Source organism: Actinoplanes sp. SE50/110, from assembly GCF_900119315.1.
Classification (GTDB): Bacteria; Actinomycetota; Actinomycetes; order Mycobacteriales; family Micromonosporaceae; genus Actinoplanes.
In genome coordinates, this window is the sequence record NZ_LT827010.1 from 70954 (window position 1) to 96700 (window position 25747).

20 protein-coding genes are annotated in these 25747 nt (G+C 71.7%); 7 read left to right on the forward strand and 13 right to left on the reverse strand.

Translation table 11 applies throughout. The features are described 5' to 3' along the window. Positions 1 to 204 precede the first annotated feature (204 nt). Positions 205 to 2061, forward strand: coding sequence for an acyl-CoA dehydrogenase (locus tag ACSP50_RS00350; protein ID WP_014687162.1), 1857 nt, complete (start codon positions 205 to 207; stop codon positions 2059 to 2061). Positions 2062 to 2134: 73 nt separating this feature from the next. Here the strand turns inward: ACSP50_RS00350 and ACSP50_RS00355 are convergent, their stop codons facing one another. After that, positions 2135 to 2659 (reverse strand): histidine phosphatase family protein, encoded by a 525-nt coding sequence (locus ACSP50_RS00355; protein WP_014687163.1) that lies wholly within the window; start codon positions 2657 to 2659, stop codon positions 2135 to 2137. Positions 2660 to 2765: 106 nt separating this feature from the next. Here ACSP50_RS00355 and ACSP50_RS00360 point away from each other — a divergent pair, with 106 nt between their 5' ends. After that, a complete protein-coding gene (locus ACSP50_RS00360) occupies positions 2766 to 3047 on the forward strand; it encodes a DUF6458 family protein (protein ID WP_014687164.1) in 282 nt (93 codons plus the stop codon). Positions 3048 to 3087: 40 nt separating this feature from the next. Here the strand turns inward: ACSP50_RS00360 and ACSP50_RS00365 are convergent, their stop codons facing one another. Next, positions 3088 to 3762 carry a hemolysin III family protein gene (locus ACSP50_RS00365; RefSeq protein ID WP_043510570.1) on the reverse strand — a complete coding sequence of 225 codons (675 nt, stop codon included), beginning with the start codon at positions 3760 to 3762 and terminating at the stop codon, positions 3088 to 3090. 78 nt (positions 3763 to 3840) lie between these two features. Between ACSP50_RS00365 and ACSP50_RS00370 the strand changes: the two genes are divergently transcribed. Continuing rightward, positions 3841 to 4602: a LamB/YcsF family protein gene (locus ACSP50_RS00370; protein ID WP_043513250.1), complete on the forward strand. Its 762-nt coding sequence runs from the start codon at positions 3841 to 3843 to the stop codon at positions 4600 to 4602. Between the two features lie 20 nt (positions 4603 to 4622). Here the strand turns inward: ACSP50_RS00370 and ACSP50_RS00375 are convergent, their stop codons facing one another. The 8 genes from ACSP50_RS00375 to pdhA all read right to left on the reverse strand — a co-directional run bounded on the left by ACSP50_RS00375 (position 4623) and on the right by pdhA (position 15450). Beyond that, positions 4623 to 5525 (reverse strand): CU044_5270 family protein, encoded by a 903-nt coding sequence (locus tag ACSP50_RS00375; RefSeq protein ID WP_014687167.1) that lies wholly within the window; start codon positions 5523 to 5525, stop codon positions 4623 to 4625. Continuing rightward, positions 5518 to 6108: an RNA polymerase sigma factor gene (locus ACSP50_RS00380; protein ID WP_014687168.1), complete on the reverse strand. Its 591-nt coding sequence runs from the start codon at positions 6106 to 6108 to the stop codon at positions 5518 to 5520. The genes ACSP50_RS00375 and ACSP50_RS00380 overlap by 8 nt, the downstream gene beginning before the upstream one ends. Before the next feature lie 54 nt (positions 6109 to 6162). Then, positions 6163 to 7965, reverse strand: coding sequence for an NHL domain-containing thioredoxin family protein (locus tag ACSP50_RS00385; protein ID WP_014687169.1), 1803 nt, complete (start codon positions 7963 to 7965; stop codon positions 6163 to 6165). A gap of 121 nt (positions 7966 to 8086) precedes the next feature. Next, a complete protein-coding gene (locus ACSP50_RS00390) occupies positions 8087 to 11314 on the reverse strand; it encodes a hypothetical protein (protein ID WP_014687170.1) in 3228 nt (1075 codons plus the stop codon). Positions 11315 to 11618: 304 nt separating this feature from the next. Continuing rightward, positions 11619 to 11759, reverse strand: a complete 141-nt coding sequence (locus ACSP50_RS42895; RefSeq protein ID WP_014687171.1) for a hypothetical protein — start codon at positions 11757 to 11759, stop codon at positions 11619 to 11621. Between the two features lie 183 nt (positions 11760 to 11942). After that, the gene (locus ACSP50_RS00395) at positions 11943 to 13313 is read right to left on the reverse strand and encodes a dihydrolipoamide acetyltransferase family protein (RefSeq protein WP_014687172.1); all 1371 of its coding nucleotides are present in this window, start codon (positions 13311 to 13313) and stop codon (positions 11943 to 11945) included. A 5-nt stretch (positions 13314 to 13318) separates the two neighbouring features. Then, positions 13319 to 14308: an alpha-ketoacid dehydrogenase subunit beta gene (locus ACSP50_RS00400; RefSeq protein ID WP_172898840.1), complete on the reverse strand. Its 990-nt coding sequence runs from the start codon at positions 14306 to 14308 to the stop codon at positions 13319 to 13321. Further along, the gene (gene pdhA / locus ACSP50_RS00405) at positions 14305 to 15450 is read right to left on the reverse strand and encodes a pyruvate dehydrogenase (acetyl-transferring) E1 component subunit alpha (RefSeq protein WP_014687174.1); all 1146 of its coding nucleotides are present in this window, start codon (positions 15448 to 15450) and stop codon (positions 14305 to 14307) included. Before pdhA ends, ACSP50_RS00400 begins: the two co-directional genes overlap by 4 nt. Positions 15451 to 15860: 410 nt before the next feature. On the opposite strand from pdhA, the gene ACSP50_RS00410 reads away from it, so the two are divergent. Next, positions 15861 to 16925, forward strand: a complete 1065-nt coding sequence (locus ACSP50_RS00410; protein WP_014687175.1) for a hypothetical protein — start codon at positions 15861 to 15863, stop codon at positions 16923 to 16925. 24 nt (positions 16926 to 16949) lie between these two features. Here ACSP50_RS00410 and ACSP50_RS00415 read toward each other — a convergent pair whose 3' ends face one another. Genes ACSP50_RS00415 through ACSP50_RS00425 form a run of 3 tightly spaced genes read right to left on the reverse strand, consistent with a single transcriptional unit; the run spans position 16950 to position 21617 of the window. Continuing rightward, complete coding sequence (locus tag ACSP50_RS00415; RefSeq protein ID WP_014687176.1) at positions 16950 to 18152, reverse strand: hypothetical protein; 1203 nt, start codon at positions 18150 to 18152, stop codon at positions 16950 to 16952. Between the two features lie 34 nt (positions 18153 to 18186). Then, on the reverse strand, positions 18187 to 19854 hold the full coding sequence (locus ACSP50_RS00420; protein WP_014687177.1) for a GTPase family protein: 1668 nt from the start codon (positions 19852 to 19854) through the stop codon (positions 18187 to 18189). Beyond that, complete coding sequence (locus ACSP50_RS00425) at positions 19851 to 21617, reverse strand: ABC transporter (protein WP_014687178.1); 1767 nt, start codon at positions 21615 to 21617, stop codon at positions 19851 to 19853. Before ACSP50_RS00425 ends, ACSP50_RS00420 begins: the two co-directional genes overlap by 4 nt. A gap of 373 nt (positions 21618 to 21990) precedes the next feature. On the opposite strand from ACSP50_RS00425, the gene dnaK reads away from it, so the two are divergent. The 3 genes from dnaK to dnaJ all read left to right on the forward strand — a co-directional run bounded on the left by dnaK (position 21991) and on the right by dnaJ (position 25740). Next, complete coding sequence (gene dnaK, locus ACSP50_RS00430) at positions 21991 to 23850, forward strand: molecular chaperone DnaK (protein WP_014687179.1); 1860 nt, start codon at positions 21991 to 21993, stop codon at positions 23848 to 23850. Next, on the forward strand, positions 23847 to 24461 hold the full coding sequence (gene grpE, locus ACSP50_RS00435) for a nucleotide exchange factor GrpE (RefSeq protein WP_014687180.1): 615 nt from the start codon (positions 23847 to 23849) through the stop codon (positions 24459 to 24461). The genes dnaK and grpE overlap by 4 nt, the downstream gene beginning before the upstream one ends. Positions 24462 to 24534: 73 nt before the next feature. Then, positions 24535 to 25740, forward strand: coding sequence for a molecular chaperone DnaJ (gene dnaJ, locus ACSP50_RS00440; protein WP_014687181.1), 1206 nt, complete (start codon positions 24535 to 24537; stop codon positions 25738 to 25740). Positions 25741 to 25747 lie beyond the last annotated feature (7 nt).

Below are 25747 nucleotides of genomic sequence, written 5' to 3' on the forward strand. Positions count from 1 at the left end.
TTCCGGGGTCGAAGTAGGCAAATGGCCGAACGGCTGTACTGGTGACCACCTGATCGGAGACGTTTGGCCCACGATCCGACGGACAGCTTCCCCTACCAGGTGACTTGGATAACGAACCCTACCCGGGTTGTCGCTGCCTACCGATGAGTAATACAGTGCTAGTTACTGACGGGTAACTCGCGTTCGGAGAGCGGGCCAAACACCATGACTCACTACCAGAGCAACCTTCGGGACCTCCAGTTCAACCTGTTCGAGGTCTTCGGAGCGGACAAGGCGTTCGGTCAGGCGCCGTTCGACGAGATCGACGCGGAGACGGCTCGTGACGTCCTCGCCGAGGTGAACCGGCTGGCCCGCGAGGACCTCGCGGCCAGCTACGCGGACGCCGACCGGAACCCTCCGGTATTCGACCCGGCGACGCACACCGCGCCGCTGCCGGAGTCCTTCAAGAAGTCGTACGAGACCTTCATGGCCTCCGAGTTCTGGCGGCTGGACCTGCCCGGCACGCTGGGCGGCACGTTCGCCCCGCGCACCCTGTGGTGGGCGCTGGCCGAGCAGATCCTCGGTTCCAACGCGCCGATCTGGATGTACGCGTCCGGCCCGTCGTTCGCCCACGTGGCGCACACCGAGGGCACGCCGGAGCAGCAGGAGTGGGCCAAGCTCTTCGTCGAGAAGCAGTGGGGCTCCACCATGGTGCTGACCGAGCCGGACGCCGGTTCGGACGTCGGCGCCGGCCGCACCCGGGCGATCCCGCAGCCGGACGGCTCGTGGCACATCGAGGGCGTCAAGCGCTTCATCACCTCGGGTGAGCACGACCTGAGCGACAACATCATCCACTACGTCCTGGCCCGCCCGGTGGGCGTCGAGGGCGTGGGCGGCCCGGGCACCAAGGGTCTGTCGCTGTTCATCGTGCCGAAGTTCCACTTCGACCCGCAGACCGGCGAGCTGGGCGAGCGCAACGGCGTGTACGCCACGAACGTCGAGCACAAGATGGGCCTCAAGGTCTCCAACACCTGTGAGATGACCTTCGGCGAGCACGGCACCCCGGCCAAGGGCTGGCTGCTGGGCGACAAGCACGACGGCATCCGTCAGATGTTCATGATCATCGAGTACGCCCGGATGATGGTCGGCACCAAGGCGATCGCCACCCTGTCGACCGGCTACCTGAACGCGCTGGAGTACGCGAAGAACCGCGTCCAGGGCGCCGACCTGGTCTCCAACGGTGACAAGGCGGCTCCGCGGGTGACCATCACCCACCACCCGGACGTGCGCCGCTCGCTGATGCTGCAGAAGTCGTACTCCGAGGCCCTGCGCGCGCTGGTCATCTACACCGCGTCGTGGCAGGACAAGGTCGCGATCGCCGAGGCGGCCGGCGACGAGAAGGCCGCGAAGATCGCGAGTAAGATCAACGACTTCCTGCTGCCGCTGGTCAAGGGCGTCGGCTCCGAGCGGGCGTACGAGCTGCTCGGCCACGAGTCGCTGCAGACCTTCGGTGGCTCCGGCTTCCTCCAGGACTACCCGCTGGAGCAGTACGTCCGGGACGCGAAGATCGACACCCTGTACGAGGGCACCACCGCGATCCAGAGCCTCGACCTGATCTTCCGCAAGATCGTCAAGGACAACGGCCGGGCGCTCGGCACCATCGCCACCGAGATCCAGACCTTCATCGAGACCGAGGCCGGCAACGGTCAGCTCAAGGACGAGCGGCTCGCGCTGGGCAAGGCCCTCGGCGAGATGCAGCAGATCCTCGGGACGGCGCTGGGCTGGCTCTCCGCGGTGCAGGGCGGCGAGACGCGCGAGCTCTACAAGATCGGTCTGACCTCGCGCCGGATCCTGCTCGCCCTCGGCGACGTGATCCTCGCCTGGCTGCTGCTGCGCCAGGCCGAGGTGGCGCTGAACGCGCTGAACGGCGAGGTCTCCGAGGCCGACAAGAACTTCTACACCGGCAAGGTGGCCGCGGCCCGCTTCTTCACCCGCGAGATCCTGCCCCGGATCGGCTCGGACCGCCGGATCATCGAGAACACCACCCTCGACCTCATGGACCTGTCCGAGGACGTGTTCTGACCTGAGACCTTTCCCACTCTCCTGAAAAAGATAGAGGCCGGCGGACAATGGCGTCCGCCGGCCTTTATTGATGTCATCCCCGTGCGGTGTGCCGCCGGGCCAGCCGCATCCCACCCGGCGACGACGACGCCCAGGGCACCTCGCCGGTGTGTACCGCCAGCCCCGAGGTCTTCAGCTCGACCGTGACACCGTCCCACTGGTCGTCCGGGACCAGCAGAGCGGACACTTCGGACACTGTGGGGTTGTGGCCGACCAGCAGGATCGTCCGGACCGTGTCCGAAACCGCCCGGAGCAGGTCGAAGACCTCGGTCCGCCCGCCATAGTAGAGCTGGTCCTCGTAGTGCACCTCGGGCGAGAGCGCGCCGTGCGACGAGTTTCCCTGGGCCAGTGCGAGCGATGCGGCCTGCCAGGTCTGCCGGGTCCGCCTGGCCGGTGAGCAGAGCACCAGGTCGGGGTGCAGGCGCTCATCCACCAACCAGGACCCGGCCGCGTCCGCGTCCGACATGCCCCGATCGGTCAGGCTCCGGTCGAAATCAGCAATCTCGCCGGGAGTCTCCGCTTTGGCGTGGCGTAGCAGGATCAGCGTCCGCAAGGTCATGCGGACAGCTTGCCTGATTGGAACTTCACGCGTATGGGTATGGCCTCGATCGACGTATTCAGGATGGTCGAGCCAGCCAGCCCGGCCGCTTTCCGAGGAGGGCCCGATGGGCATCGGCGCAAGCATCTTCCTGCTCGCTCTGGGGGCGATCCTGGCGTTCGCCGTCAACGCGGACATCAGCGGCCTCGACATCAGCGTGATCGGCTGGATCCTGATGGCGGCCGGCCTGGTCGGCCTGGTCACCACCCTGTGGTTCTGGAACAGCCGCCGCCGCACCGTGGTCACCCGCACCACCGGCGCCCCGGTGGCCGGCCCCGGCTACGCCAGTGAGTACCGCGAGGTGCGCCAGGACGACGTCCCGCCGCCCCCGCCGCCGGCGTACAGCTGAACCTGAGAAAGAGTGGCCTGGCGGGCGATCCGCCAGGCCACTACTTGTACAGGGCGAAATAGATGGCGATGTGGTGACAGATCGCGGCGACCAGCGTGCAGGCGTGGAAGAACTCGTGGTGACCGAAAACGGTCGGCCACGGATTGGGCCGGCGCAGGGCGTAGAACACCGCGCCGACCGTGTAGATCAGACCGCCCGCGATCAGCAGCACCAGGCAGGTCACGCCGCCGTGCAGCACGTCCGGCAGGATCGCGACCGCGGCCCAGCCGAGCGCGACGTAGAGCGGGGCGCCGGCCCAGCGCGGCAGGTGCGGCCAGATCATCTTCAGGGCCACGCCACCCAGGGCGCCGCCCCAGACCAGGCCCAGCATCAGCTCGGCCTTGGACCTGCCGAGCAACTCCACGCAGAACGGCGTGTAGGTGCCGGCGATGAAGATGAAGATCATCGAGTGATCCATCCGGCGCATGATCTGGTAGCCGCGTTCGCTCCAGACCCGCCGGTGATAGAGGGCGCTGGTGCCGAACAGGCCGCACACCGTCACGCTGTAGATCAGGCAGCTGACGAACGGCCCCCACCCGGGGCGGCTCAGCGCGATCGAGCAGAGCACGATGCCGCAGACGGCGGCGACGAAGAACGCGTACTGATGCAACCGGCCGCGTAGTCGCGGCTTGCCGAGGTCGGTCGGCTTCATCCGGAACGGGGCAGAGGTCGTCACGAGATCCAGGTTACGGCAGCGTAGGTTACCGACGGGTAGTGATGCCGCATACGGTTCGCGATGGACGATGATTTCTCCATGACGGCGGTTGATCTCAACGCGGACCTCGGCGAGGGCTTCGGCGCCTGGCGGCTCGGCGACGATGAGGCCCTGCTCGATGTCGTCACCTCGGCGAACGTGGCCTGCGGCTTTCACGCCGGCGACCCCTCCACGATGCACCGGGTGTGCCGGGCCGCCGCCGAGCGCGGGGTGGCGATCGGCGCCCAGGTCGGCTACCGCGACCTGGCCGGGTTCGGCCGGCGCCGGATCGACTACGAGTTCGGCGAGCTGCGCGACGACGTGCTCTACCAGATCGGGGCGCTGGAAGCGTTCTGCAAGGTTGCCGGTGACCGGATCCGATACGTGAAGCCGCACGGCGCGCTCTACAACACCGCGGCCGTCGACCGGGGGCAGGCCGACGCGGTGGTGGCCGCCATCCTCGCCTACGACCCGGCGCTGCCGGTGCTCTGCCAGCCCGGGTCGGTGCTGTTCCGGCAGGCCGTCGCCGCCGGGCTGACCGCGGTCGGCGAGGGCTTCGCCGACCGCGGCTACCTGCCGGACGGGCGCCTGGTGCCGCGCTCCCGGCCGGACGCGCTGGTGCACGACCCGGCCGCGGTCGTCGAGCGGGCCACCCGGATGGTCGCCGCCGGCGAGGTGATCGCCGCCGACGGCACGCCCATCCGGTGCGCGGTGCGCTCGATCTGCGTGCACGGCGACACCCCGGGCGCGGTTGATCTCGCCCGTGCGGTGCGCGCCGGGCTGCAGACCGCCGATGTGGCGGTACGCCCGTTCAGCCGCTGACCCGCCGGCCCGCTGCCGTGTCAGTGCGTGGCACCGATCCGGTCCACCAACGCGTACGCGTCGATCGAGGCGTTCTGGTAACCCAGCAGTACGTGCCGCTTCGGATCGAAGACCCACATCACCCGGGGTGCCGTGTCGCCCGGTGAGATCCAGGAGACCCCGGTGCCGACCTGCCCGGTCCCGTCCTTGGCCCCCGGCACCAGGCTGATCCCGTCGAACCGGCCGAGCGCGCGGTACAGCGCCGCACGCTGCGCCGGGCGCAGCCAGTAACTGTCACTCAGCGACCAGATCTCCTTGGCCACCCCGTTGGCGTTGTACGGTGCGCCGTCGAGACCCGGGTTCCGCGCCTTCAGCCAGGCCACCATCCGCTCCGGGTCGGTGGGCAGATCCGGCAGGTAGAGGCGGGTCGGCTCACAACCGACGTCGACCGGGTCGCTCGGGTCGTAGCTCTTCCCGTTCACACACGCCGCGATGATCGTCTTCTTGCCGGACGAGGACCGCTCCTCGCCGAGGTGCCGGCCGTCGATCGAGGACCAGTAGTCGGTCCAGGTCCCGTCGGTCGCCCGCACCCGGGTGTAGAGGAACTGGTCGCCGCGGGGCACCACGTCCCGGCCCTGGCCGGCCACGGTCGCCGCGTCGTCCAGGAACTGCGCGACCGGGACCGGGGCGGCGGGGGCAGGCGGGGCGGAGGTGCTCGACGGCGTACCGGGGGCGATCGCAACGATGCCGGCGGCAGCGGCAGCGGCAGCGACCGTGCCGGTGGCGACGGCCGCCCAGCGGAGGCGCAGCTTCCGGACGTTGCGGACCGGCGGCGCGGCGGCGGTCAGTTCGGCCAGCAACCGGGCGCGAGCCGGCGCCAGGTCGGCGGCCGTGGGCAGCGGCACCTCGCGGCCCAGCTCCCCGGTCAGGGTGATCTCATCCATGGCGAACCTCCTCCTCGACGAAGGTCAATGGATTGTGGCCGCCGAGCGCGGCCTTCAATGCGGTACGCGCGCGGTGCAACCGGGAGCGCACGGTGCCCACCGGGATGTCCAGGGCAACGGCGACCTGCTCGTACGTCAATTCCTCCTGAGCGATCAGCAGGAGCACGTCGCGGTCGCCGTCGGCGAGCGTCGCCAGAGCCGCGGTCAGCGCGTCGCGCAGCGCGGCGGCGGTGACGTCCGCGGCCACCTGGTCGGCATGGCAGAAGCTGTCCGGGTCGGGGGCGACGGCGTGCCGCAGGCGCAGCGCGCGGGCCTCGTCGCGGCGATGCTGGGCGACCAGATTGGTGGCGATGCCGTAGAGCCACGGCCGGGCGTCGTGCGGACCCGGCCAGAAGGTGTCACGCCGCCGGAACGCGGTCAGGAACGTCTCGGCGACCAGGTCGTCGGCCACCTGATCGCCGAGCCGGCGGGCCAGATAGCGATGGATGTGCGGCGCGTGCCGATCGAAGAGCGCCGCGAACTCCTCCGGAGCCCGATGGGACCGGAGGATGATCGCGGCGTCATCCGGTTCGCTGACTTGCATGAACCGTCCTCCCGTTGAGTGTCGATCGTTATCCGTCACTCACCGGGAAAGGGTTCACGCGGACTCGTCCAGCCCCCGCAGGATCAGCGGCAGACGGTCCGGGGCGGCGGGGTCGACCACGATCGGGACACCCCAGTCCTGCCTGGTCAGGTGGCAGGCACCGAATTCGGCGTCGACGTCACACGTCGCCGCCTGGGCCACCACCTGCAGCACGCCCTTGGGCACCGCCGGGTTCAGCACCAGGCGACGGGACAACTCGGTGGTGACACCCGCGCCGTCGAGCAGCAGCTCCGCGGGGGACGCCGACACGGTCAACCGGACCGGCGAGCCGAACTGGCTGTCCAGTTTCTGGCCCGGCGCCGGCGTGAAGATCACGTCCAGGGTGACCTCGCCCGGAGCCAGATGCGACGGCGGTCGCTCGGTCCGGTGCCGCTCGCCGTCGACCGTCCGCCCGGTCTGCAGCACGCCGGGTGCCAGCCGGACCAGCCGGTGCGCGGCCGACTCCACGACCAGCACCTCGCCGGCCGCGGTGACCAGGACGTCACTCGGCTCGGCCAGACCGGCATCCACCGTGGACACCTCGTTCGACGCGGGATCGAAACGACGGACGGCGCCGTTGTACGTGTCGGCCACCAGCACCGAGCCGTCCGCCAGCGCCGCGACCCCGAGCGGGTGCTGGAACAGCGCGGCCCCGGCCGGACCGTCCACGTGACCGAAATCGAACAGGCCCTGGCCGACCGCGGTGTGCAGCACGCCGTCCTCGACGAACCGCAGCGCCGACGTCTCGCTGTCGGCGATCCAGAGCCGGTCGCCGTGCACCGACAGGCCGCTCGGCTGCGCCATCCAGACATCCGGCAGTGGGCCGTCCCGCAACGCCTCGACCGTGGTGCCGGCGTAGACACCCACCGTGCGCTTGATCGGGTCGAACCACCACAACTGGTGGATCCCGGCCATCGCGATGATCACCTTGTCGTCGAACCAGGCCAGATCCCACGGCGACGACAGATCGGTGGCCAGCGCGTCATGGGCATGATCGTCCACAGCCGACCGCCACGGCCGGCCGGAACCGGCCACCAGGGTGACCTCGCCGGTCGACAGGTTCAGCGCGCGCAACTGATGGTTGACCGTGTCGGCGACCACCACGTCGTAACCGGCCAGCTCACGGACCTCGGCGGGGAGCAGCACCAGGCCCTGCGGCTCGCTGAACGGCTCACCCCGGCCCGGGCCGCCGAACCGGCGGACCAGCGTCGCACCGTCCGGAGTCAGCTCCACCACGGAATGCCGGGCCGAATCGGAGACCAGCAGATTGCCGCCGGGCAGCTCGATGGCCTTACCCGGGAAGTGCAGCAGACCGGCCGGCGCGGGCGGCGGCACGAACGGGCCGTCCCCGCGGTGCAGGGTGCCGTCCGCCCCATGCTTGGCGACCAGCTCGTCGATCAGCCGGGACAGGCCCTCGGCGTGCCCCTCGCCGGCCATCGAGGCGACCAGGTAACCGGTCGGGTCCACCACGGCCAGGGTGGGCCAGGCCTTCGCGGCGTACTGCTGCCAGAGGTGCATGTCGCCGTCGTCGACGACCGGGTGGTGCACGCCGTACCGCTCGACGGCGGCGGCCAGCGCCCGGGGATCACGCTCGTGCTCGAATTTCGGGGAGTGCACGCCGATCACCACCAGGGCGTCGCCGTACTTCTCCTCCAGCGGCCGCAGCTCGTCCAGGACGTGCAGGCAGTTGATGCAGCAGAACGTCCAGAAATCGAGAATCAAGATCTTGCCGCGGAGGTCGGCCAGGGTGAGGGCCTTCCCACCGGTGTTCAGCCAGCCGCGACCCTTGAGTTCGGGCGCACGAACGCGAGAATTCATCCGCCCATCGTGCCTCAGCGGCTTCCCCGACCGGCCGGGGCCGGTCAGGGACGCGCGTCACATGCCGCGGCGGTGTCGGCGGCCGGGTCGGGCTGGTGCCGACCCGGCGGGGGTGCCGGGCTCAGCCAGCCGGCTTGACCAGGCAGTACACCTTCTTGTCGGCGACGACGTAGGGCTGCGCCTTGTCGGCGCACTGCTCCTTGGCGTCGACGACCTGCTTGATCTGGTAGGCGCCCGGCTCCGAGCAGGCGACCTTGACCACCTTGTCGCCGTTCTTCACGCAGTCGCCGGCGTTGGCGCTGAAGCTGCCGCCACCGCCCCCGGAGATCAGGTAGACCAGGCCGAAGACGATGCCGAGCAGCAGCGCGGCACCGACCACCACGGCCAGGGCGACCGGGATGGTGCGCACCTTCGCCGGGGTGGGCGCGGGTGCGGCTTCGGGCTTGAACTGGTCGAACTTGCCCTGCTCGGTCGTGGCCGGCCAGCTCGTGGTGTCCTCCGGAACCGGCGGGGTCACCGTGGCGCGGGCGGCCGGGTCAGCGCCGAACGGGTCGCCGGAGACCGGGCCGGCCGGCATCGACCGGTCGCCGAACGGGTGGGCCGAGCCCTGGCCCGGCGGCATCGGCGGAGCGTCGAACGGGGAGTTGCCCCGGCCGGAGACATCCGTCGTGTGCTCGCTGAACTGGTCGCCGCCGGTAGCCGGTTGGCCCCAGGCCGGAGCGTTCTGCGGCGCGGAGCCGTAGGTGCCCGGCTGGGCCGGCGCGCCGGGGAAGGTCGCCGGGGCGCCGGAGGCACTCGGCGCACCCGGGAAGGAGGACGACGGCGGCGGGAAGGTCGGCTCGTTGATGCCCTCGAACTGCGGGCGCTGGGGCCGTTCACCGAACGGCGAAGAGGCCGGTGCGGTGCCGCCGAACGGCGGTGAAGCCGGTGCGGCGCTGCCGAACGGCGACCCCGGGTGATGGCCGCCGAACGGTACCGTCGCCGGATTGTCGCCGAACGGAGCCGTCGGAGGGTTCCCACCGAAAGGTACCGGCGGGGCGTTGCCGCTGAGCGGCGTCGCCGGGGCGGAGCCGCTCGGGGGTGCCGCCGGGGCGTTCCCGCCGAAGGGCGAGCCCGGCGGGTTGCCACCGAACGGCGGCGAAGCCGGAGCGGTGCCACCGAAGGACGGCGGCGGGAAGCCGGGCGCGGTGCCCGGACCGCCCGGACCGCTGGAGAACGCGGCAGGAGAACCCGGGAACGGCGCGGTGGCGTCCGGCTGCGAGACCCGGGCGCTGCCGGAGGTCGGGCCGGCCGGCGGCACACCGGGTGCGCCGGGGGCGCCATAGACACCCGACTCGGGCGCGGACCCGGGAGACCCGTAGACGCCGGACTCCGAGCCGGCCCCGGCGGAGCCGTAGACGCCGGACTCGGGACCGGAGTGGGAGCCGGGGGAGCCGTAGACGCCGGACCCCGGTGTGGACGAGGGAATCCCGGAGCCGGGGGAACCGGCCGGACCGGACCCCGGGCCGCCGGAGCCCGGAGCAGCGGGAATGCCGGAGCCGGGACCGCCGGACGAAGCCTGCTCCGGCGGGGTGACGCGGGCGCTCGCCGAAGCGCGGGCGGTGGCCCGAGCCGGCGATTGCGGGGCCGCGCCGGAGGTCTCGCCCTGCGGCGGCGGGAACCCGCCGAATCCACCGGAGCTCTCCTCACCGCGCTGCGGCGGCGGGAATGCCCCGAAGCCGCCCGAATTCTCCTCGGCGCGCTGCGTCGGCGCGAACGAGCCGAAGCCCTCGGACCGGGCCCCGAACGACCCGCCCGAATTCTCCGGGCCCTGCGCGAACGGGTCCGTCTGCCGACCGGCGTCCTGCGCGAACGGGTCGGCCTGCCGGCCGTTGTCGGGCGCGAACGGGCTGTTCTGCCGCTCGTTGTCCGAACCGAACGGGTTGCTCTGCCGGTCGCCGGCGGGCGCAAACGGGCTGGCTTGTCCACCGTTGTCGGGCGCGAAGGGACTGCCCTGGACGCCGCTGTCAGGGGCGAAGGGACTGCCCTGGCCACCGCTGTCGGGGGCGAAGGGACTCTCCGGCGCGAACGGACTGGTCTGGCCCCCGTTGTCGGGCACGCGCGCGCCCGGGAACGGCGTAGAGCCGAGGGGCGAAGCCTCCTCCGCCGCGGCGGCACGCCCGTAGACCCGGGCCTGCGGCGCCGCGCCGGCCGGTGGGATCTCCGCGCCGTCGGCCGGCGGCTGCACCATGCCGGGCACCGAGACGCTGGCGGTCGCCGGCCGAGCCGAGCCGGTCACCGGCCGGGCGGCACCGGCATCCCGAGGCTGCGGAACCGCCCCGGATGCCGAAGCCGTCGGCACGGGGGCGGAGCCGGGAACAGCAGCGGACCCGGGCCCGGATGCGAAGCCCGATCCGGGCGTCGAAGCCGCCCCGGCCGGCGGGAAGCCCGCCCCGCCGGACGGCTGGAAGCTGGACGACGGAGGCGGGAACGCCGGAGCGGCCGGCGCGGGCACCGCCGCAGCCGGCGGGTTGGCCGACAGTGACCCCCCACTGCCGAGCGCCGCGCCGGGCACCCGCTGCGGGAATCCGGAAGCCTGCTCGGCCTCGGCGCCGAACGGCGACGGCGGCGCGGCATGTCCCGCGGTGCTGCGGATGGGCAGGTCGAGGTTGGGCGTCGGGCCGCTGGGCTCCTCGGCCGCGGTCGGTCCGGCGGGCGCCCGGGTCGGGAATCCGCCGCTGTCGCCCTGCCGGGTGGGGAACGTGTTGGCGGTCGGCGCGCTCTCCCCGGCGGGGCGGGCGGCACTGCCGAGCCAGCTGTTCTCGGCCGGCCCGGTGAGGCCGGGGCGACCGACGCCGGAATCCGGAGAGCCGGGACGACCGGTGCCGGAGCCCGGCAGGTCGGTGAGGGTGGCGCCGGGCACGCGCGCCTTCTGCTCGCCGAAGGCGGAGAAGGTGGACTGGTCGGCCGCGGCGGCCGAGGCGCCCGGGGTCCGGGTGGGCAGTCCGCTGGCCGTGGTCGGCGGCTGCGGGGGAGCCCACGGGCTGTCCCCGGCGGGGCCTGAACCGTAGGTGGGAGCCGCTCCGGGGGAGACCGATCCGTACGGCGATGCCTCTTCGCCCTGGGGCGTTCGCGCCGATCCGTAGGGGGTGCCGGTCGGGTTGGATCCGGAGCCGAAGGTGGCGACCGCCGGCACCACGAACGGCGAGCCGCCGCCGGGCGCGGTTTGCGGTGGTGGACCGTACGACGTGGGAGTGCCTTCGGCGGGGGCCGGGGCGGATGCCCGGCCTGAAACTCGCTGACCCTCGGAATCGGGTCCGCCCGACGCGGCCTCGGCCGGCTGCCCGGCGTGGTGCCCCTCGGACGTCATACGCGCCTCCTCATCGATGCGGCCGTGCCAGCTTTGCACGGACGCGACCCCTCCGGCGACCTTCCGCCAGGGGTCGTGCCAGCTTCCAGGCCTGGCCGTGCTGGGGCACCGTCGAGAGCCCCGGTCACCACCCCGGCCGGCCGCGCCGGGTTGAGGACCAGTGCCCCACCGTACCGGGCGTTCCCGGCATAGAAAATCCCGGTGTACGCCCCTGAGGGAAAGCCACGCGGGGTGTCGGCACGGTCGCCGATACGAAACAGCCCGCCCGGGTGATGCGGGCGGGCCGGACGGTGGGCGCCGTGACCTAAAGGGGCTGACGGTGCGAGGCGAAGATGTTGATCTCGTGACGCATGGCCGGAGTGGGCGCGGCCTGCCAGGCCCGGTCGAGGGCCCGGTCCTCGCGCTTGACGAGACGACGCTGGCGGATGCGGTTGATCATGCTCATGGCTGGTGCTCCCGATATCTCGACGTGAGCTGCGGGTCCGCTTGTGGCGGACACCGTCGGCGCACGTCCTTGGTGTGCCTCCAGTGTCCGCCTCCACGGTGGACCATGCCAACTATTTAGATGGTGATCCCGGTCATTCGCCTAACGATCGAAGGTTGCACCCGGGTTACTACCGAAGAAACCTTAAGTCCAAGCCAGCAGGGCGGCTTCCGGGTCGGTGAGGAACTCGCCGATGTCCCGGAGGAACTTCGAGCCCAGCTCGCCGTCGATGATCCGGTGGTCGAAGGAGAGCCCGAGGGTGGTGACCTGGCGCACCTTGATCTTGCCCTTGTGCACCCACGGCGTCGGCCGGATCGCGCCGAAGGCCAGGATCGCCGATTCGCCGGGGGGCAGGATCGGGGTCCCGGTGTCGACGCCGAACACGCCCACGTTGGTGATCGAGAGAGTGCCGTGCGCCATGTCGGCCGGCGACGTCCTACCCGACTTGGCCGTCCGGACGAGCTCGTTGAGAGATTCGGCAAGCTCCCGCAGAGTGAGACGGCCGGCATCCTTGATGTTCGGCACGATCAGCCCGCGCTCGGTGGCCGCGGCGATACCCAGGTTCACGTAGTCCTTGACCACGATCTCGGCCGTTGAGGGGCCGGCCGCCGACCAGGACGAGTTGACCATCGGATACCGCTTGACCGCGAGCAGCACCGCCTTGGCCACCAGCAGCAGCGGGGAGACGCGCAGGTCGGCGAAGTCGCGCCGGGCCTTCAGCTTCTCCAGCGCCTTCATGCTGCGGGTCACGTCGACGGTGAGGAACTCGGTGACGTGCGGCGCGGTGAACGCCGAGGCCACCATGTTCTCCGCGGTCAGCTTGCGTACGCCCTTGACCGGGATGCGCTGCTCGCGGTCGCCGTTCAGCACGCTCACCGGCTGCGCCGGCATTTCCAGCGCCTTGTGTACGTCGTCCCGCGTGATCGACCCCAGTGGCCCGGACCCGGTGAGGGTGGCGAGGTCCACCCCCAGGTCCTTGGCGAGCTTGCGCACCGGCGGCTTGGCCAGCACCGGCCCACTGCGAACAGGCACCGCGACCGCAGCCGCCTGAGCGACCGGAGCAACCGGGGCGACCGGAGCCGGAGCCGCGACCGGAGCGGCCGGGATGACCGGTGCGGATGCGGCCGGCGCACTGATCCGGGGTCGCCGCTTCGCGCTGCTCTCCCGCACCCCGTACCCGACCAGCACCGGAGTGCGGCCCCCGCCGTGCGGCGTCGCCGCGGCCGGAGCCGCCGCCGGCTCGGGAGTGGCGGGAAGATCCCCGGCTCCCGGGTCGGTGTCGATCGAGATGATCGGCTGGCCCACCTCCACGGTGGTCCCCGCCTCGTGGAAGATCCGGGTGACCACCCCGGCCCACTTCGCCGGGATCTCCACGGCCGCCTTCGCCGTCTCCACCTCGACGATCGGCTGGTTCAGCTCGATCGTGTCGCCGACCTTGACGAGCCAGGCGAGGATCTCGCCCTCGGTCAGCCCCTCGCCCAGGTCGGGCAGGTTGAATTCCTTGATCCGGGACATCGCGGTCACCAGCCGAAGGAGCGGTCGACGGCGTCGAGCAGCCGGTCCAGATCGGGAAGGTACTCCTCCTCCGAGCGGGCCGCCGGGTACGGGATGTCGTAGCCGGTCACCCGCAGGACCGGGGCCTCCAGGGAGTAGAAGCACTCCTCGGTGACCCGGGCGGCGAGCTCGGCGCCGAGGCCGATGTTGCCGGGGGCCTCGTGCACCACGACCGCGCGGCCGGTCCGCTTGACCGACTCGAACAGCACCGGGTAGTCGACCGGGGAGAGCGAGCGCAGGTCGATGACCTCCAGGTTGCGCCCGTCCTCGGCCGCCGCGGCGGCCGCGTCGAGCGCGACGCGCACCATCGGCCCGTACGCCAGAATCGTGGCATCGGTGCCGGGCCGGGCGATCCGCGCCGAGTGCAGCGGGTGTGCGCCGCTCAGCGGCGCGTCGAGGTCGACCTCGCCTTTCTCCCAGTAGCGGCGCTTCGGCTCGAAGAAGACGACCGGGTCGTCGGAGGCGATCGCCTGCTGGATCATCGAGTAGGCGTCGGCCGGGTTGGAGCAGCTGACGACCTTGAGACCGGGGGTGTGCGAGAAGTACGCCTCGGGCGACTCGGAGTGGTGCTCGACCGCGCCGATTCCGCCGCCGAACGGGATCCGGATCACCATCGGCACCCGGACCTTGCCCTTGGAGCGGTAGAACATCTTCGCCACCTGGGCGACGATCTGGTTGTACGCCGGGAAGACGAACCCGTCGAACTGGATCTCGCAGACCGGCCGGTATCCGCGGATGGCCAGGCCGACCGCGGTGCCGACGATGCCGGCTTCGGCCAGCGGGGTGTCGATGACCCGGTCCTCGCCGAAGTCCTTCTGCAGACCGTCGGTGATCCGGAAGACGCCGCCGAGCTTGCCGACGTCCTCGCCCATGATGACGACCTTCGGGTCGTTCTCCAGGGCGCGGCGCAGGCCGTGGTTGAGGGCCTTGCCCAGGGTGATCGTCTCGGCCATCAGTGCCCACTCCCCTCGAACGACGCGTGGTACCCGGTGAACGCGGCGCGCTGCCGGTCGAGCTCCGGGGAGCCGGTGGGATAGACGTTGTCGAACATCGTGACCGGTTGTGGATCAGGCATCGCCAGCACCCGTTCCCGCAGGTCCAGGGCGAGTTTGCCGGCGGTGGCGTCGACCTCGGCGAAGAAGTCGTCGTCGGCCAGTTTCTGCTTGGCCAGGAACGCGGCGACCCGGGAGATCGGATCCTTCGCCTTCCACGACTCGACCTCGGAGGCGATCCGGTAGCGGGTGGGGTCGTCGGAGCTGGTGTGCGCGCCCATCCGGTAGGTGTACGCCTCGATCAGGGTCGGGCCCTGGCCGTTGCGCGCGTTGTCCAGCGCGGCCCTGGTCACCGCGTACGTCGCCAGCACGTCGTTGCCGTCGATCCGGATGCCCGGGAATCCGTAGCCGGCGGCGCGCCGGTACAGCGGGATGCGGGTCTGCCGCTCCAGCGGCTCGGAGATCGCGTACTGGTTGTTCTGGCAGAAGAAGACGATCGGGGCGTTGAACACCCCGGACCAGACGAACGCCTCGTTGACCTCGCCCTGGCTGGTCGCGCCGTCGCCGAAGTACGCGATGACGGCCTCGCCGTCGGCGCTGCCGGTCTTGCCGTCCATGGTGACGCCCATGGCGTAACCGGTCGCGTGCAGCGTCTGCGAGCCGATCACGATGGTGTAGCTGTTGAACTTGTGCTCGTTCGAGTCCCATCCGCCCTGATCGACGCCGCGGAACAGGCCGAACGGCATGATCGGGTCGATCCCGCGGCAGTACAGCACGCCGTGCTCGCGGTAGGTGGGGAACGCCATGTCCTGCGGGCGCAGCGCCCGGCCGGAGCCGACCTGAGCGGCCTCCTGACCCAGCAGGCTGGCCCAGAGCCCGAGCTCGCCCTGCCGCTGCAGGGCGGTCGCCTCGGCGTCGAGCCGGCGGACCGTCACCAGGTCGCGGTAGAGGCCGCGATACTCGTCGTCGGTGAAGTCGACCGAGTAGGTGGCGCCGTCCGCCGTGGTGACGCTGCCGAGGTGCTCGCCGTCGGGCGTGAGTAGCTGGACGAAGCCGCCCGCCGGGGCGTCGCTGCCGCCACCGGCTTTGCGTTCGCCTTTCGCCATCCGTGTCTCCCTGTATCTCTCTAGCGCCCGCGGCGGGTGTCGCCCGGCCACGCGGCGGACCACTGGGTGCCGCGCATGTGCCGGGTGAGGCTGCCGCGCGACGTTCCGGCGGGGACTGCGCCCCCATCGGGACGGCCCGCCGCTGCCCCGCTGGTCGGCGGAAGGCGACGGCGGCCGTGCCGTCGCCCCCATCCTGACAGAGGGAGTGAGGCGCGTTACAGAGTGCGTGGATCACGAATAGAGATTTTCTGCTGACGTATCGTTAAGGGTATTTGCCCGATTTAGTGGTTTTTGGGTCATCACTACGGTACGAATGGTCCGAACTTGCCGCTCCCGAACGAGCCATGGGTCGTTCACCCCTGTGACCGAGGCCGATCCAGGATGATCTTTGGTTCGAAAGGGACACCGGCGTGCCGCACCTGCCCGACGACGACGGCTACGAGCCGCCCCTCAAGGTGCTCAGGAAGCGGTTCAACGGTGTATACCGGGAGGACTACGGCCTGTCCGGGCCGACCCGGCGCTATCTCCTGCTGGTCGTCATGCTGGTCGGCCTCGCCTCGGTGCCGACCCTCGCCGTGATCACCGCGGGGACCAGCGAGATCGCCGGCAACGGTCGCAGCGGAGCGATGGACGCGCCCTTCCTCGCGCCTCCGGCGCCCGGCCCGGTCCGCTCGTCACCGTCCGGTCCGTCGCCCTCCCGATCGCCGATCGATTCCGGTACGTCGTCGACCGCGTCCCCGGGCGTGTCGCCGCCCCCCGGTCGCGACCCGGCGACCCTGCCGACCGTTCCCGGGCTGCCGCGGGTGCCGGACGAGTCGCCCGCGGCGCCGCCGCCCCGGCCGACCCCGCCCCGTCCGCATCGGACGCGCCCGCCCGCCGACCACGGGGTGTCCCGGCCGGCCCGGGTGATCCCGACGGTGCCCGGCCTGCCCGAGGTGCCCGACGACGACTGGCCCGGCCCGCTCGGCCGGCGCGCGCTGCCGTCCGACGATCCCGCCCCCGACGATCCGGGATTCGACGAGCCGGCATCCGGCGATCTGTCCGGAAGCGACAGCACCGCATCGGACGAACCGGATTCTTCAGATGACGCCGATTCCACGGACGACGGTGACGACGACGCCGATGAGCCGGACCAGGACGCCCCGCATCACAGGTGCGAGCCAGACATCATCAGCGACCGGCCCCGCGGCTGGTCCCCCACCAGCCGGAGGTCGACCGTGACCGAACGCCCGCACAACGTCAACGCCGCGCGGATCATCGAGTACAGCTACGGGGGCAGCGGCCGCAACGTCCGCAACGCGATGGCCCAGCCCCGCTCCGACGAGGCCCGCAACTCCAACCGCCCGTACCGCGGCCACCACCGCGCCGAGCACACCCTGCACGACGAGAACAACCCGGCCCGTCAGCGCAGCTCCCGGGTCGGCCGGCACCACCGGGAGCACATCACCGGCGAGCACCACGCCAACCACCGGTAGCTTGGCTCCCGGAGCGGCGCAGGCTCAGTCGTCGCCCAGCCGGTCGCGGTTGGCCTGCAGCCAGGCGTCGATGGCGCTGTCGTCGCTCGGGTCGACACCCTCGGCGATCAGCTGGGCGACCGCCGCGGTCGCCGGGCTGCGTCGCTCCCCGGTCGAGTACAGCCGGGCGAACTCCGGCACCAGTTTCTCCACCTCGGCGGCGGTCTCCGCGACCGCGGCCGGGGGCAGCCCGCGCCGCCAGGTGGCGTAGGCCGACCAGGCGCGGACCACCCGGGGCAGCATCGCGGCGTCGTCGATGTCCAGCACCGCCCGCCGGTGCACCCAGTCCAGCAGGAAGAAGCCGGCCACCGCCGGGCTCCAGCGCAGCGGGTCACCGCTGGACAGCGAGGCCGCGTGGTCGACGAGCAGGCCCAGGCAGAACTGCAGGGACGGCTGGTCGGTGTCCGGGCCGGTCAGCCCCTCCCGGGCGGCCTCCGGCGAGGCCAGGAAGTCGTGGATCAGCTCCGGCACCTTCGGCGGGTCGGGCTCGTCCAGCGGCGGGGTGGTGACCTCGGGCAGCACCGCCAGCCGGGCGCCGACCAGGGCCCGGTCGGTGGCCAGCGAACCGTCGGCGGGCAGCTCGCCCAGCTCGTCGGTGACCCGCAGATGCCGGCCCACCTCGTCGCGGGCCCGGCCCGGGTCCTCGTCCCGGAACCAGGTCAGCTCGTCGTGCTCGCAGACCGTGCGGACCTGGGTGAGGATCTCCGCCGAGCTCGCCACGAACACGTCCTTGACGATGCCGATGTTGTGGTCGACCAGCGCGACCAGGGCGTGCTCGGGACCGCCGTCGTCGGTGTCGTCATACGCGTACGTCACCAGGTAGGAGGTCTGGTCGCCGTAGACGTCGCCGTAGGCGTAGCAGCCGGTGACGTGCACCCGGCCGAGCTGACCGGCCCAGGCCGGGGCCTGCCGGCCGGGACCGACCCGGTCCGCGCCGTCGGCCGCCGGCACCAGGGTCGCGAAGACCTCGCGGATCGCCTCGGCGAACGGCTCGGCGCGCCGGTCGGTCGCGCTCAGGAACTCGCCGACGAACTCCTGGACGGCGGCCGCCCGGTCGCCCTCGGCCATCGCGTAGATACTGCCCAGCAGCGCTGCTCCGAGCATCTCGGCATCCAGCGCACAACTCAGCTGGAGAACGTCGCGGGCCGCGTGCAGCACCGCCTCGTACACACTCTGGGGTGCCGGCATGCCGCGAGCCTACCGCTCGCGGCATGCCGTCGGACTACTCCGAACGCACCACGCCGAGCGCCTCGCGCGCCTGCGCGTAGGCATTGAGCACCTCGCGGACCGGGGCCACCACGTACTGGCGGCCGACGTCGGTCACCGCGGCGCGCAACTTCTGCTCGGCCTGCCGCCGGGCCCGCCGCCCGCCCGCCTCGACCACGGGTTTCAGCAGCAGCCAGAGCAGCAGCCCGGCGAACAGGCCGCCGAGCAGCAGCACGGTGGCCAGCGGCACCGAGCCGACGTGCGGTCCGTCGATGTCCGGCAGTTTGAGGGCGCTCATCACGTAGCCCAGGATCAGCCAGAGCAGCCCGGCCGTGGCGGCGGCCAGCAGCACCCACTGCAGCCCGCCGACCAGTCGCCACCAGGCCGGCCGGTGCTCGGTGCCGAGATCGGTGGTGGCGATCGCGCGGTCCAGCGCGTCCGGCAGGTCGGCCGCCTTGGAGCGCGCCGCGGTGTTCAGCGCCGGCGCCCAGACCTCGGGCAGCGGGGCGGCGGCGCGTTTGGCGACGGTGCGCACCGAGAGCCCGACCGCGGATTTCTGCGCGGCGTCCGCCTCCGGCAGCGAGGTGCGCGGCACCACGTCGGTGGAGACCCCGTCGGTTTTCACCGGCTCACCCAGGTGCAGCTTGCGCAGCGGGTCCGGGCGCAACCGGCGCAGGCCGCGGACCAGCGGCCAGCCGGTGGCCGCGGCGGCCCGCAGCCGGTAGGACGCGGCCGCGGCGTCGGCCACCGCCGGCACCCCGGCGGACGCGGCCAGCGCGTCGGTCAGCTGCCGGACGGTGGCTCGGTCGACCTCGTCCTCGGCGGCCGGCGGTCCCATCATCGCGGCCAGCTCCTCGCCGGCCACGTCGACGTCGGCGGCGAGCCGGCGCAGCGCGGCCTGCCGGCCGGCCACCGTGCCCTCCAGCGCGCTGCGCAGCTCGTTCAGCATCCCGGGCTGCTTCGCCGAGGTGGCCAGCACCGGCGCGCCGGACAGCCCGTCGTCGTCGAGCAGCCGGCGCAGGTCGGTGAGCACCGCCTCGGTGTCCGGGGCGCTGAGCCGGTCGGCCTGGTTGAGCACCACGATGGTCACGCCGGCGTGCGTGTTGAACTGGGAGAGGTAGGCCCGGTGCAGGATCCGGTCGCCGTACTTCTGCGGGTCGACCACCCAGACGATCTGGTCGACCAGGCCGAGTAGCCGGTCCACCTCCAGCTGGTGGGCCTGCTCGATCGAGTCGAAGTCGGGCAGGTCGAGCAGGACCAGGCCGCGCAGCGAGGCCTCGTCGTCACCGTCCAGCGCGCTCTCCCGGACGAACCGCTGCCGGGGCAGCACGCCGACCCAGTCGAGCAGCCGGCTGGCCGGCTCCAGCGGGCCCCAGACCACGGCGTGCGCGGTGCCGGTGGTCGGCCGGCGCACCCCGACCGGGGACAGCTTGAACCGGGCCAGCGCGTTGAACAGGCTGGACTTGCCGCTGCCGGTGCTGCCGGCGAGCGCCACCACGGTGTGGTCCAGCGACAGCGTGAGCCGCCCGCTGGCCCGTTCCACCACGGTGTGCGCGGTGACCAGCTCGCTGTCCGGCAGGTACGGATCGACCAGCCGCAGGAACCTCGACAGCGCCTCCAACCGGCGGGTCAGGCTCTCGGCGTCCACCCGACCGGTGTCGCGCACGTTCTCCACCAGACTCATGACCCCGATCCGGTCAACGCGATGTCCTTCCTGGCGCTCTCCACCTCAGCGGCGGCTCGGCGCAACAGTGTGCCGGGTTCGGCCTCGCGGCGCACGATAGCGGTGCGGTCGGCGAACCGGGCCGCTTCGGCGGTGAGCAGCTCGTCGAAGCGGGCGACCAGCTCGGTGCGGGCCCGGGTGGCCAGACTGCGGATGGCCTGGTCACCGAAGACCGCCTCGAGCACCTTCTGTGCGGCGACCGTGGTGCCGGCCCCGACCGCGACCTCCAGCCCGGTCGGGATGAAGGCGGTCGAGGTGAACACGGCGATCATCACGGCCAGGCCGGCGCCGTTCACCGCGTACGCCGCGCCGCGGGCCACCGAGCGCTTGTCGCCGCCCTCCCGGCGGACCAGGTCGAGCACCCATTTCTGCCAGTCCCGGACCATCCGGTCGGCGCGCAGCGCGAGCCCGTCGGAGGCCGTCTTCAGCTCGGGCAGCAGCAGCGCCTCCCCGGCCGGGTGCGCCTGCCAGGCGGCGTAGGCCTGCTCGGCGGCGTCGGTCGCCACCCCGCGCAGCAGCGTGACCAGCTGTGACTCCAGCGCCACCTGCAGGTTGCGGCTGGGCTCGGGCCGGCCGGTGACCGCCGCGACCAGCCGGTCGCGCAGGTGCCCGACGCGGGACTCCAGGTTGCGCACGAGCTCGCCGGTGCCGATGAACTCCTGCCAGCGGGCCAGCACCTCGCCGCGGAGCAGCCGCCCGTCCTGCAGACCCTCGGCGATCGTCCGGCGGGCCGTCCGATAGGCCGACTCGACCCGCTCGTCCAGCGCCTGCGCCGTCCGGACCTGCTCCTCGGCCGCCTCGGCCAGGCCCTCGATCGCCGGGGCGAGCGCGGCCAGCGCGCCGTCCAGGGTCTGCCGGACCACCGCGTCGCGGGCCCGCGGGTCGGCCGAGAGCTGCGCGAACCACTGCTGGATCGGCTGGATCGCCGGATGCGGGAGCATGCCTCGCTCGTCCAGCTGACTTTCCGGCAGCACGAACAGCGGTGCGTTGCCCAGGTCGTGCTCGGTCAGCATCTCGCCCAGGTGCGCGGAGATCTCGGCGGCCGCGTCCAGCGGCACCCGGTCCAGCACCAGCGCGATCACCGTGCCGCGCAACCGGGCCGTCTTGAGCAGCTCCCACGGGACCGCGTCGGCGTAGCGCGCGGCGGTGGTGACGAACAGCCACAGGTCGGCCGCGGCCAGCAGCTGGGCGGCGAGCTTACGGTTGTGGTCGACCACCGAGTCGACGTCCGGCGCGTCCAGCAGGGCCAGGCCGGGCCCGATCCCGCGGGCGCCGATCACCTGCAACGAATTCGGGTCGTCGCTGGTCTTGACCGTGCGGATCAGGCCGGGCAGCAGATGCGGCTGCTCGAACCAGCCCAGGTTCTCCGGGTGCGCGACGAGCACCGGCGAGCGGGTGGTCGGGCGCAGCACCCCGGCGCTGGTCACCCGCTCCTGCACCAGGCTGTTGACCAGCGTCGACTTGCCGGCGCCGGTGGAGCCGCCGACCACCACGAGCAGGGGCGCGTCCAGCCGGGACAGCCGCGGGACCAGATAGTCGTCGAGTTGGGCGAGCAGCGCGGTGCCGACCCGGCGGGCCTCCTCGGCGGAGGGCAGCACCAGCGGGTACGACACCGTGCCGAGGGCCGCGCGCAGTCGGCGCAGGGCCGACGCGAGCCTGCCCACGGCGGGTGGGGGGCTGACCGGTGTGGTGATGCCGTTCTCCTTGTTCGCGGGACGGGCCATGCCGTACCCCGTACGATCAACAATGTCTGCTCGCGCCGGGCCGGCGCCTTCGGCAGCCGTGTTGACCTGGTTCTTGTTGCTTGTTACGGCGGGGTCGGCGGATGTGGCCCGAAGCCCTCCCGCCTCACCGCGCGTCGTCACGGATAAAGCGTGCACGATCTATCCAGGGCGAGCAACGGATACCGGTATGCCGTGACCGGACAGGTATAGAGGTTATGTACCGCGGTACGAGCCCGCAGCGCTCGACTTGCGTCACTCCGGCTCAACTTCGCTTTGACGGTTGGCGGACCCGTGGCATCATTGAGTCGGTCCCACTCAACCCTGTACGGACTCACCTTCGTACGACACAGCCGGTAACGAAGCGAGGAACACCATGGCACGTGCGGTCGGCATCGACCTCGGCACCACGAACTCCTGCGTCAGCGTTCTGGAAGGAGGCGAGCCCACCGTCATCGCCAACGCGGAGGGCTCCCGGACGACGCCGTCGATCGTGGCCTTCGCCCGGAACGGCGAGGTGCTGGTCGGCGAGGTCGCCAAGCGCCAGGCGGTGACCAACCCGGACCGGACCATCCGTTCGGTGAAGCGGGAGATCGGCACCAACTGGTCGATCGACATCGACGGTAAGAAGTACACCCCGCAGGAGATCTCGGCGCGGGTGCTGATGAAGCTCAAGCGCGACTCCGAGGCGTACCTGGGCGAGACCATCACCGACGCGGTGATCACCGTCCCGGCGTACTTCAACGACGCCCAGCGCCAGGCCACCAAGGAGGCCGGTGAGATCGCCGGCCTCAACGTCCTGCGGATCGTCAACGAGCCCACCGCCGCCGCGCTGGCGTACGGGCTGGACAAGGGCTCCAAGGAGCAGACCGTCCTGGTTTTCGACCTCGGCGGCGGCACCTTCGACGTCTCGCTGCTGGAGCTGGGCGACGGCGTCATCGAGGTCAAGTCCACCTCCGGTGACAACCACCTGGGCGGCGACGACTGGGACCAGCGGATCATCGACCACCTGGTGAAGACGTTCCGCGGCGAGCACGGCATCGACCTGTCCCAGGACAAGATGGCCCTGCAGCGTCTGCGCGAGGCCGCCGAGAAGGCCAAGATCGAGCTGTCCGCGGCCACCACCACCAGCATCAACCTGCCGTACATCACGGCCGGGGCGAACGGCCCGCTGCACCTGGACATGTCCCTGAGCCGGGCCGAGTTCCAGCGCATGACGCAGGACCTGCTGGACCGCTGCAAGGGTCCGTTCGAGTCGGCGATCAAGGACGCCGACGTCAAGCTCTCCGACATCGACCACGTCATCCTGGTCGGCGGCTCGACCCGGATGCCGGCCGTCACCGAGCTGGTGCAGAGCCTGATCGGCCGGGAGCCGAACAAGGGCGTCAACCCGGACGAGGTCGTCGCGGTCGGCGCCGCGCTGCAGGCCGGCGTACTCAAGGGCGAGGTCAAGGACGTCCTGCTGCTCGATGTCACCCCGCTGTCGCTGGGCATCGAGACCAAGGGCGGCATCATGCACAAGCTGGTGGAGCGCAACACCACCATCCCGGCGCACCGCTCCGAGGTCTACACCACCGCGGACGACAACCAGCCCTCCGTGCTGATCCAGGTCTACCAGGGTGAGCGCGAGATGGCGGCGTACAACAAGAAGCTCGGCACCTTCGAGCTGTCCGGCATCGCGCCGGCCCCGCGCGGCGTCCCGCAGATCGAGGTGTCCTTCGACATCGACGCGAACGGCATCGTGCACGTGTCCGCCAAGGATCTGGGCACCGGCAAGGAGCAGAAGATGACCATCACCGGTGGCTCCGCGCTGCCGAAGGAGGACATCGAGCGGATGATGCGCGACGCCGAGTCGCACGCCGACGACGACAAGAAGCGGCGTGAGGACGCGGAGACCCGCAACCTGGCCGAGCAGCTGCAGTGGCAGACCGAGAAGTTCCTGGCCGAGAGCGGCGACAAGCTGCCCGAGGAGAGCAAGGGCAAGATCGGCGAGGCGCTCGGCGAGCTGCGCGGCGCGCTGGGCGGCACCGACATCGAGAAGATCAAGTCGGCGCACGAGCGGCTGTCCCAGGTCTCCCAGGAGGCCGGCTCGGCGCTCTACTCCCAGGGCGAGGCCCCGCAGGCCGGCCCCGAGGGTGCGACGGGTGCTCCGGGCGGCGCGACCGGCGCGGGCCCGGCCGGCGGCAGCGGTGACGACGTGGTCGACGCCGAGATCGTGGAGGACGACAAGAAGTGAGTGCCGCGGACGACGACAACGACGGTCCGGTGACCGAGCGGGAAGTCATCCAGGGCGAGACCGACTCGGCTGCCGAGACGACTCCCGACACGAAGCGGAAGGCGGCCGGCGCGCACCGCGCCCGCGACGAAGAGGAGGGCGGAGCCCCGGTGGCCGAGGAGAGCAAGCCCGGCCTTGGCGCCGAGCTGGAGGCGCTGCGCGGCGAGCTCGACGAGCGGACCCACGACCTGCAGCGCGTCACGGCGGAGTACGCGAACTACCGCAAGCGGGTGGACCGCGACCGGGGCGCCGCGGCGGAGCAGACCACCGGCTCGGTGCTCACCGCGCTGCTGCCGGTGCTGGACGACATCGACCGGGCTCGCGAGCACGGTGACCTGGTCGGCCCGTTCGCCTCGGTGGCCGAGCAGCTCACCGCGGTGACCGGCAAGCTCGGCCTGGTCGCGTTCGGGGAGAAGGGTGACCCCTTCGACCCGAACCGGCACGAGGCGGTGGCGCACCTGACGTCCGCGGACGTCACCGAGCCGACCTGCGTCGAGGTGATGCGTCGTGGCTACACGCTGGGCGAGCGGCTGCTGCGCCCGGCGATGGTCGCCGTCGCAGATCCGGAGTGAGTTTCCGTCCCGGTCCCGCCCGCCGGTTCGCCGGCGGGCGGGACCGCACCCGCAAGTCGAGGAGGGAGGTCGCATGAGCTCGAAGGACTGGCTTGAGAAGGACTTCTACGCCGTGCTCGGCGTCAACAAGTCCGCCTCGACCGACGAGATCAAGAAGGCGTACCGGAAACTCGCCCGCGACCTTCACCCCGACCGCAACCCGGACAACAAGGAGGCGGAGGAGAAGTTCAAGGCCGCTTCCGAGGCGTACGACGTGCTCGCCGACGACAAGAAGCGCAAAGAGTACGACGAGATGCGCTCGCTGTTCGGCTCGGGCGCGTTCCGCCGGGGCGCCGGCCGGCCCGGTGCCGGTGGCGCCCAGTTCGACCCGTCCGACCTGTTCGGCGGGTTCACCGGGGCGGCCGCCGGCGGTGGCGCCGGGGCCGACCGCCGGTTCGGCGGCACCGGGTTCTCCGACATCTTCAGCTCGATCTTCTCCGGTGGCGGCGCCGCCGGCGCCCCGGCCGGCCGGCGTGGCCCGCAGCGCGGCCGCGACGTGGAGACCGAGGTGACGCTGGACTTCGCGCAGGCCGTGCGGGGCACCACGCTGCCGCTCACACTGCGCACCGCTGGCGCCTGCGACACCTGTCACGGCAACGGGGCGAAGCCGGGAACCATCCCGCGCTCCTGCGCGAAGTGTCACGGCACCGGGCTGATCTCCAGCAACCAGGGCTCGTTCAGTTTCTCCGAGCCGTGCCGGGACTGTTCCGGCTCGGGCAGCATCGTCGACGAGAAATGCCCGGAGTGCCGGGGCAGCGGCAGCGTCACCAAGAGCCGGACGATCAACGTCCGGTTCCCGGCCGGCGTCGCCGACGGGCAGCGGATCCGGCTGTCCGGCCGCGGCGAGCCGGGTGACCGCGGCGGTCCGGCCGGCGACCTGTACGTACAGGTCAAGGTGCGGCCCGATGAGCTGTTCGGGCGCAGCGGCGACGATCTGACGCTGACCGTGCCGATCACCGTGGCCGAGGCCGTCCTCGGCACCGACCTGCGGGTGCCCAGCCTGGACAACCCGGTGACGCTGCGGGTGCCGCCCGGCACGCCGAGCGGCCGCAAGCTGCGGGTCCGGGGCAAGGGGGTGGCCCGCAAGGAGGGCCAGTCCGGCGACCTGATCGTCACGGTCGAGGTGCAGATCCCGGTGGGCGTGACCGGAGAGGCGCGCGACGCGCTGGAGCGGTTCGCCAAACTGACCCCGCCCGCCGGGCGGGAGCGACTCGAAGCGCGCGTGCGCAAGACCGGCTAGGGACCCT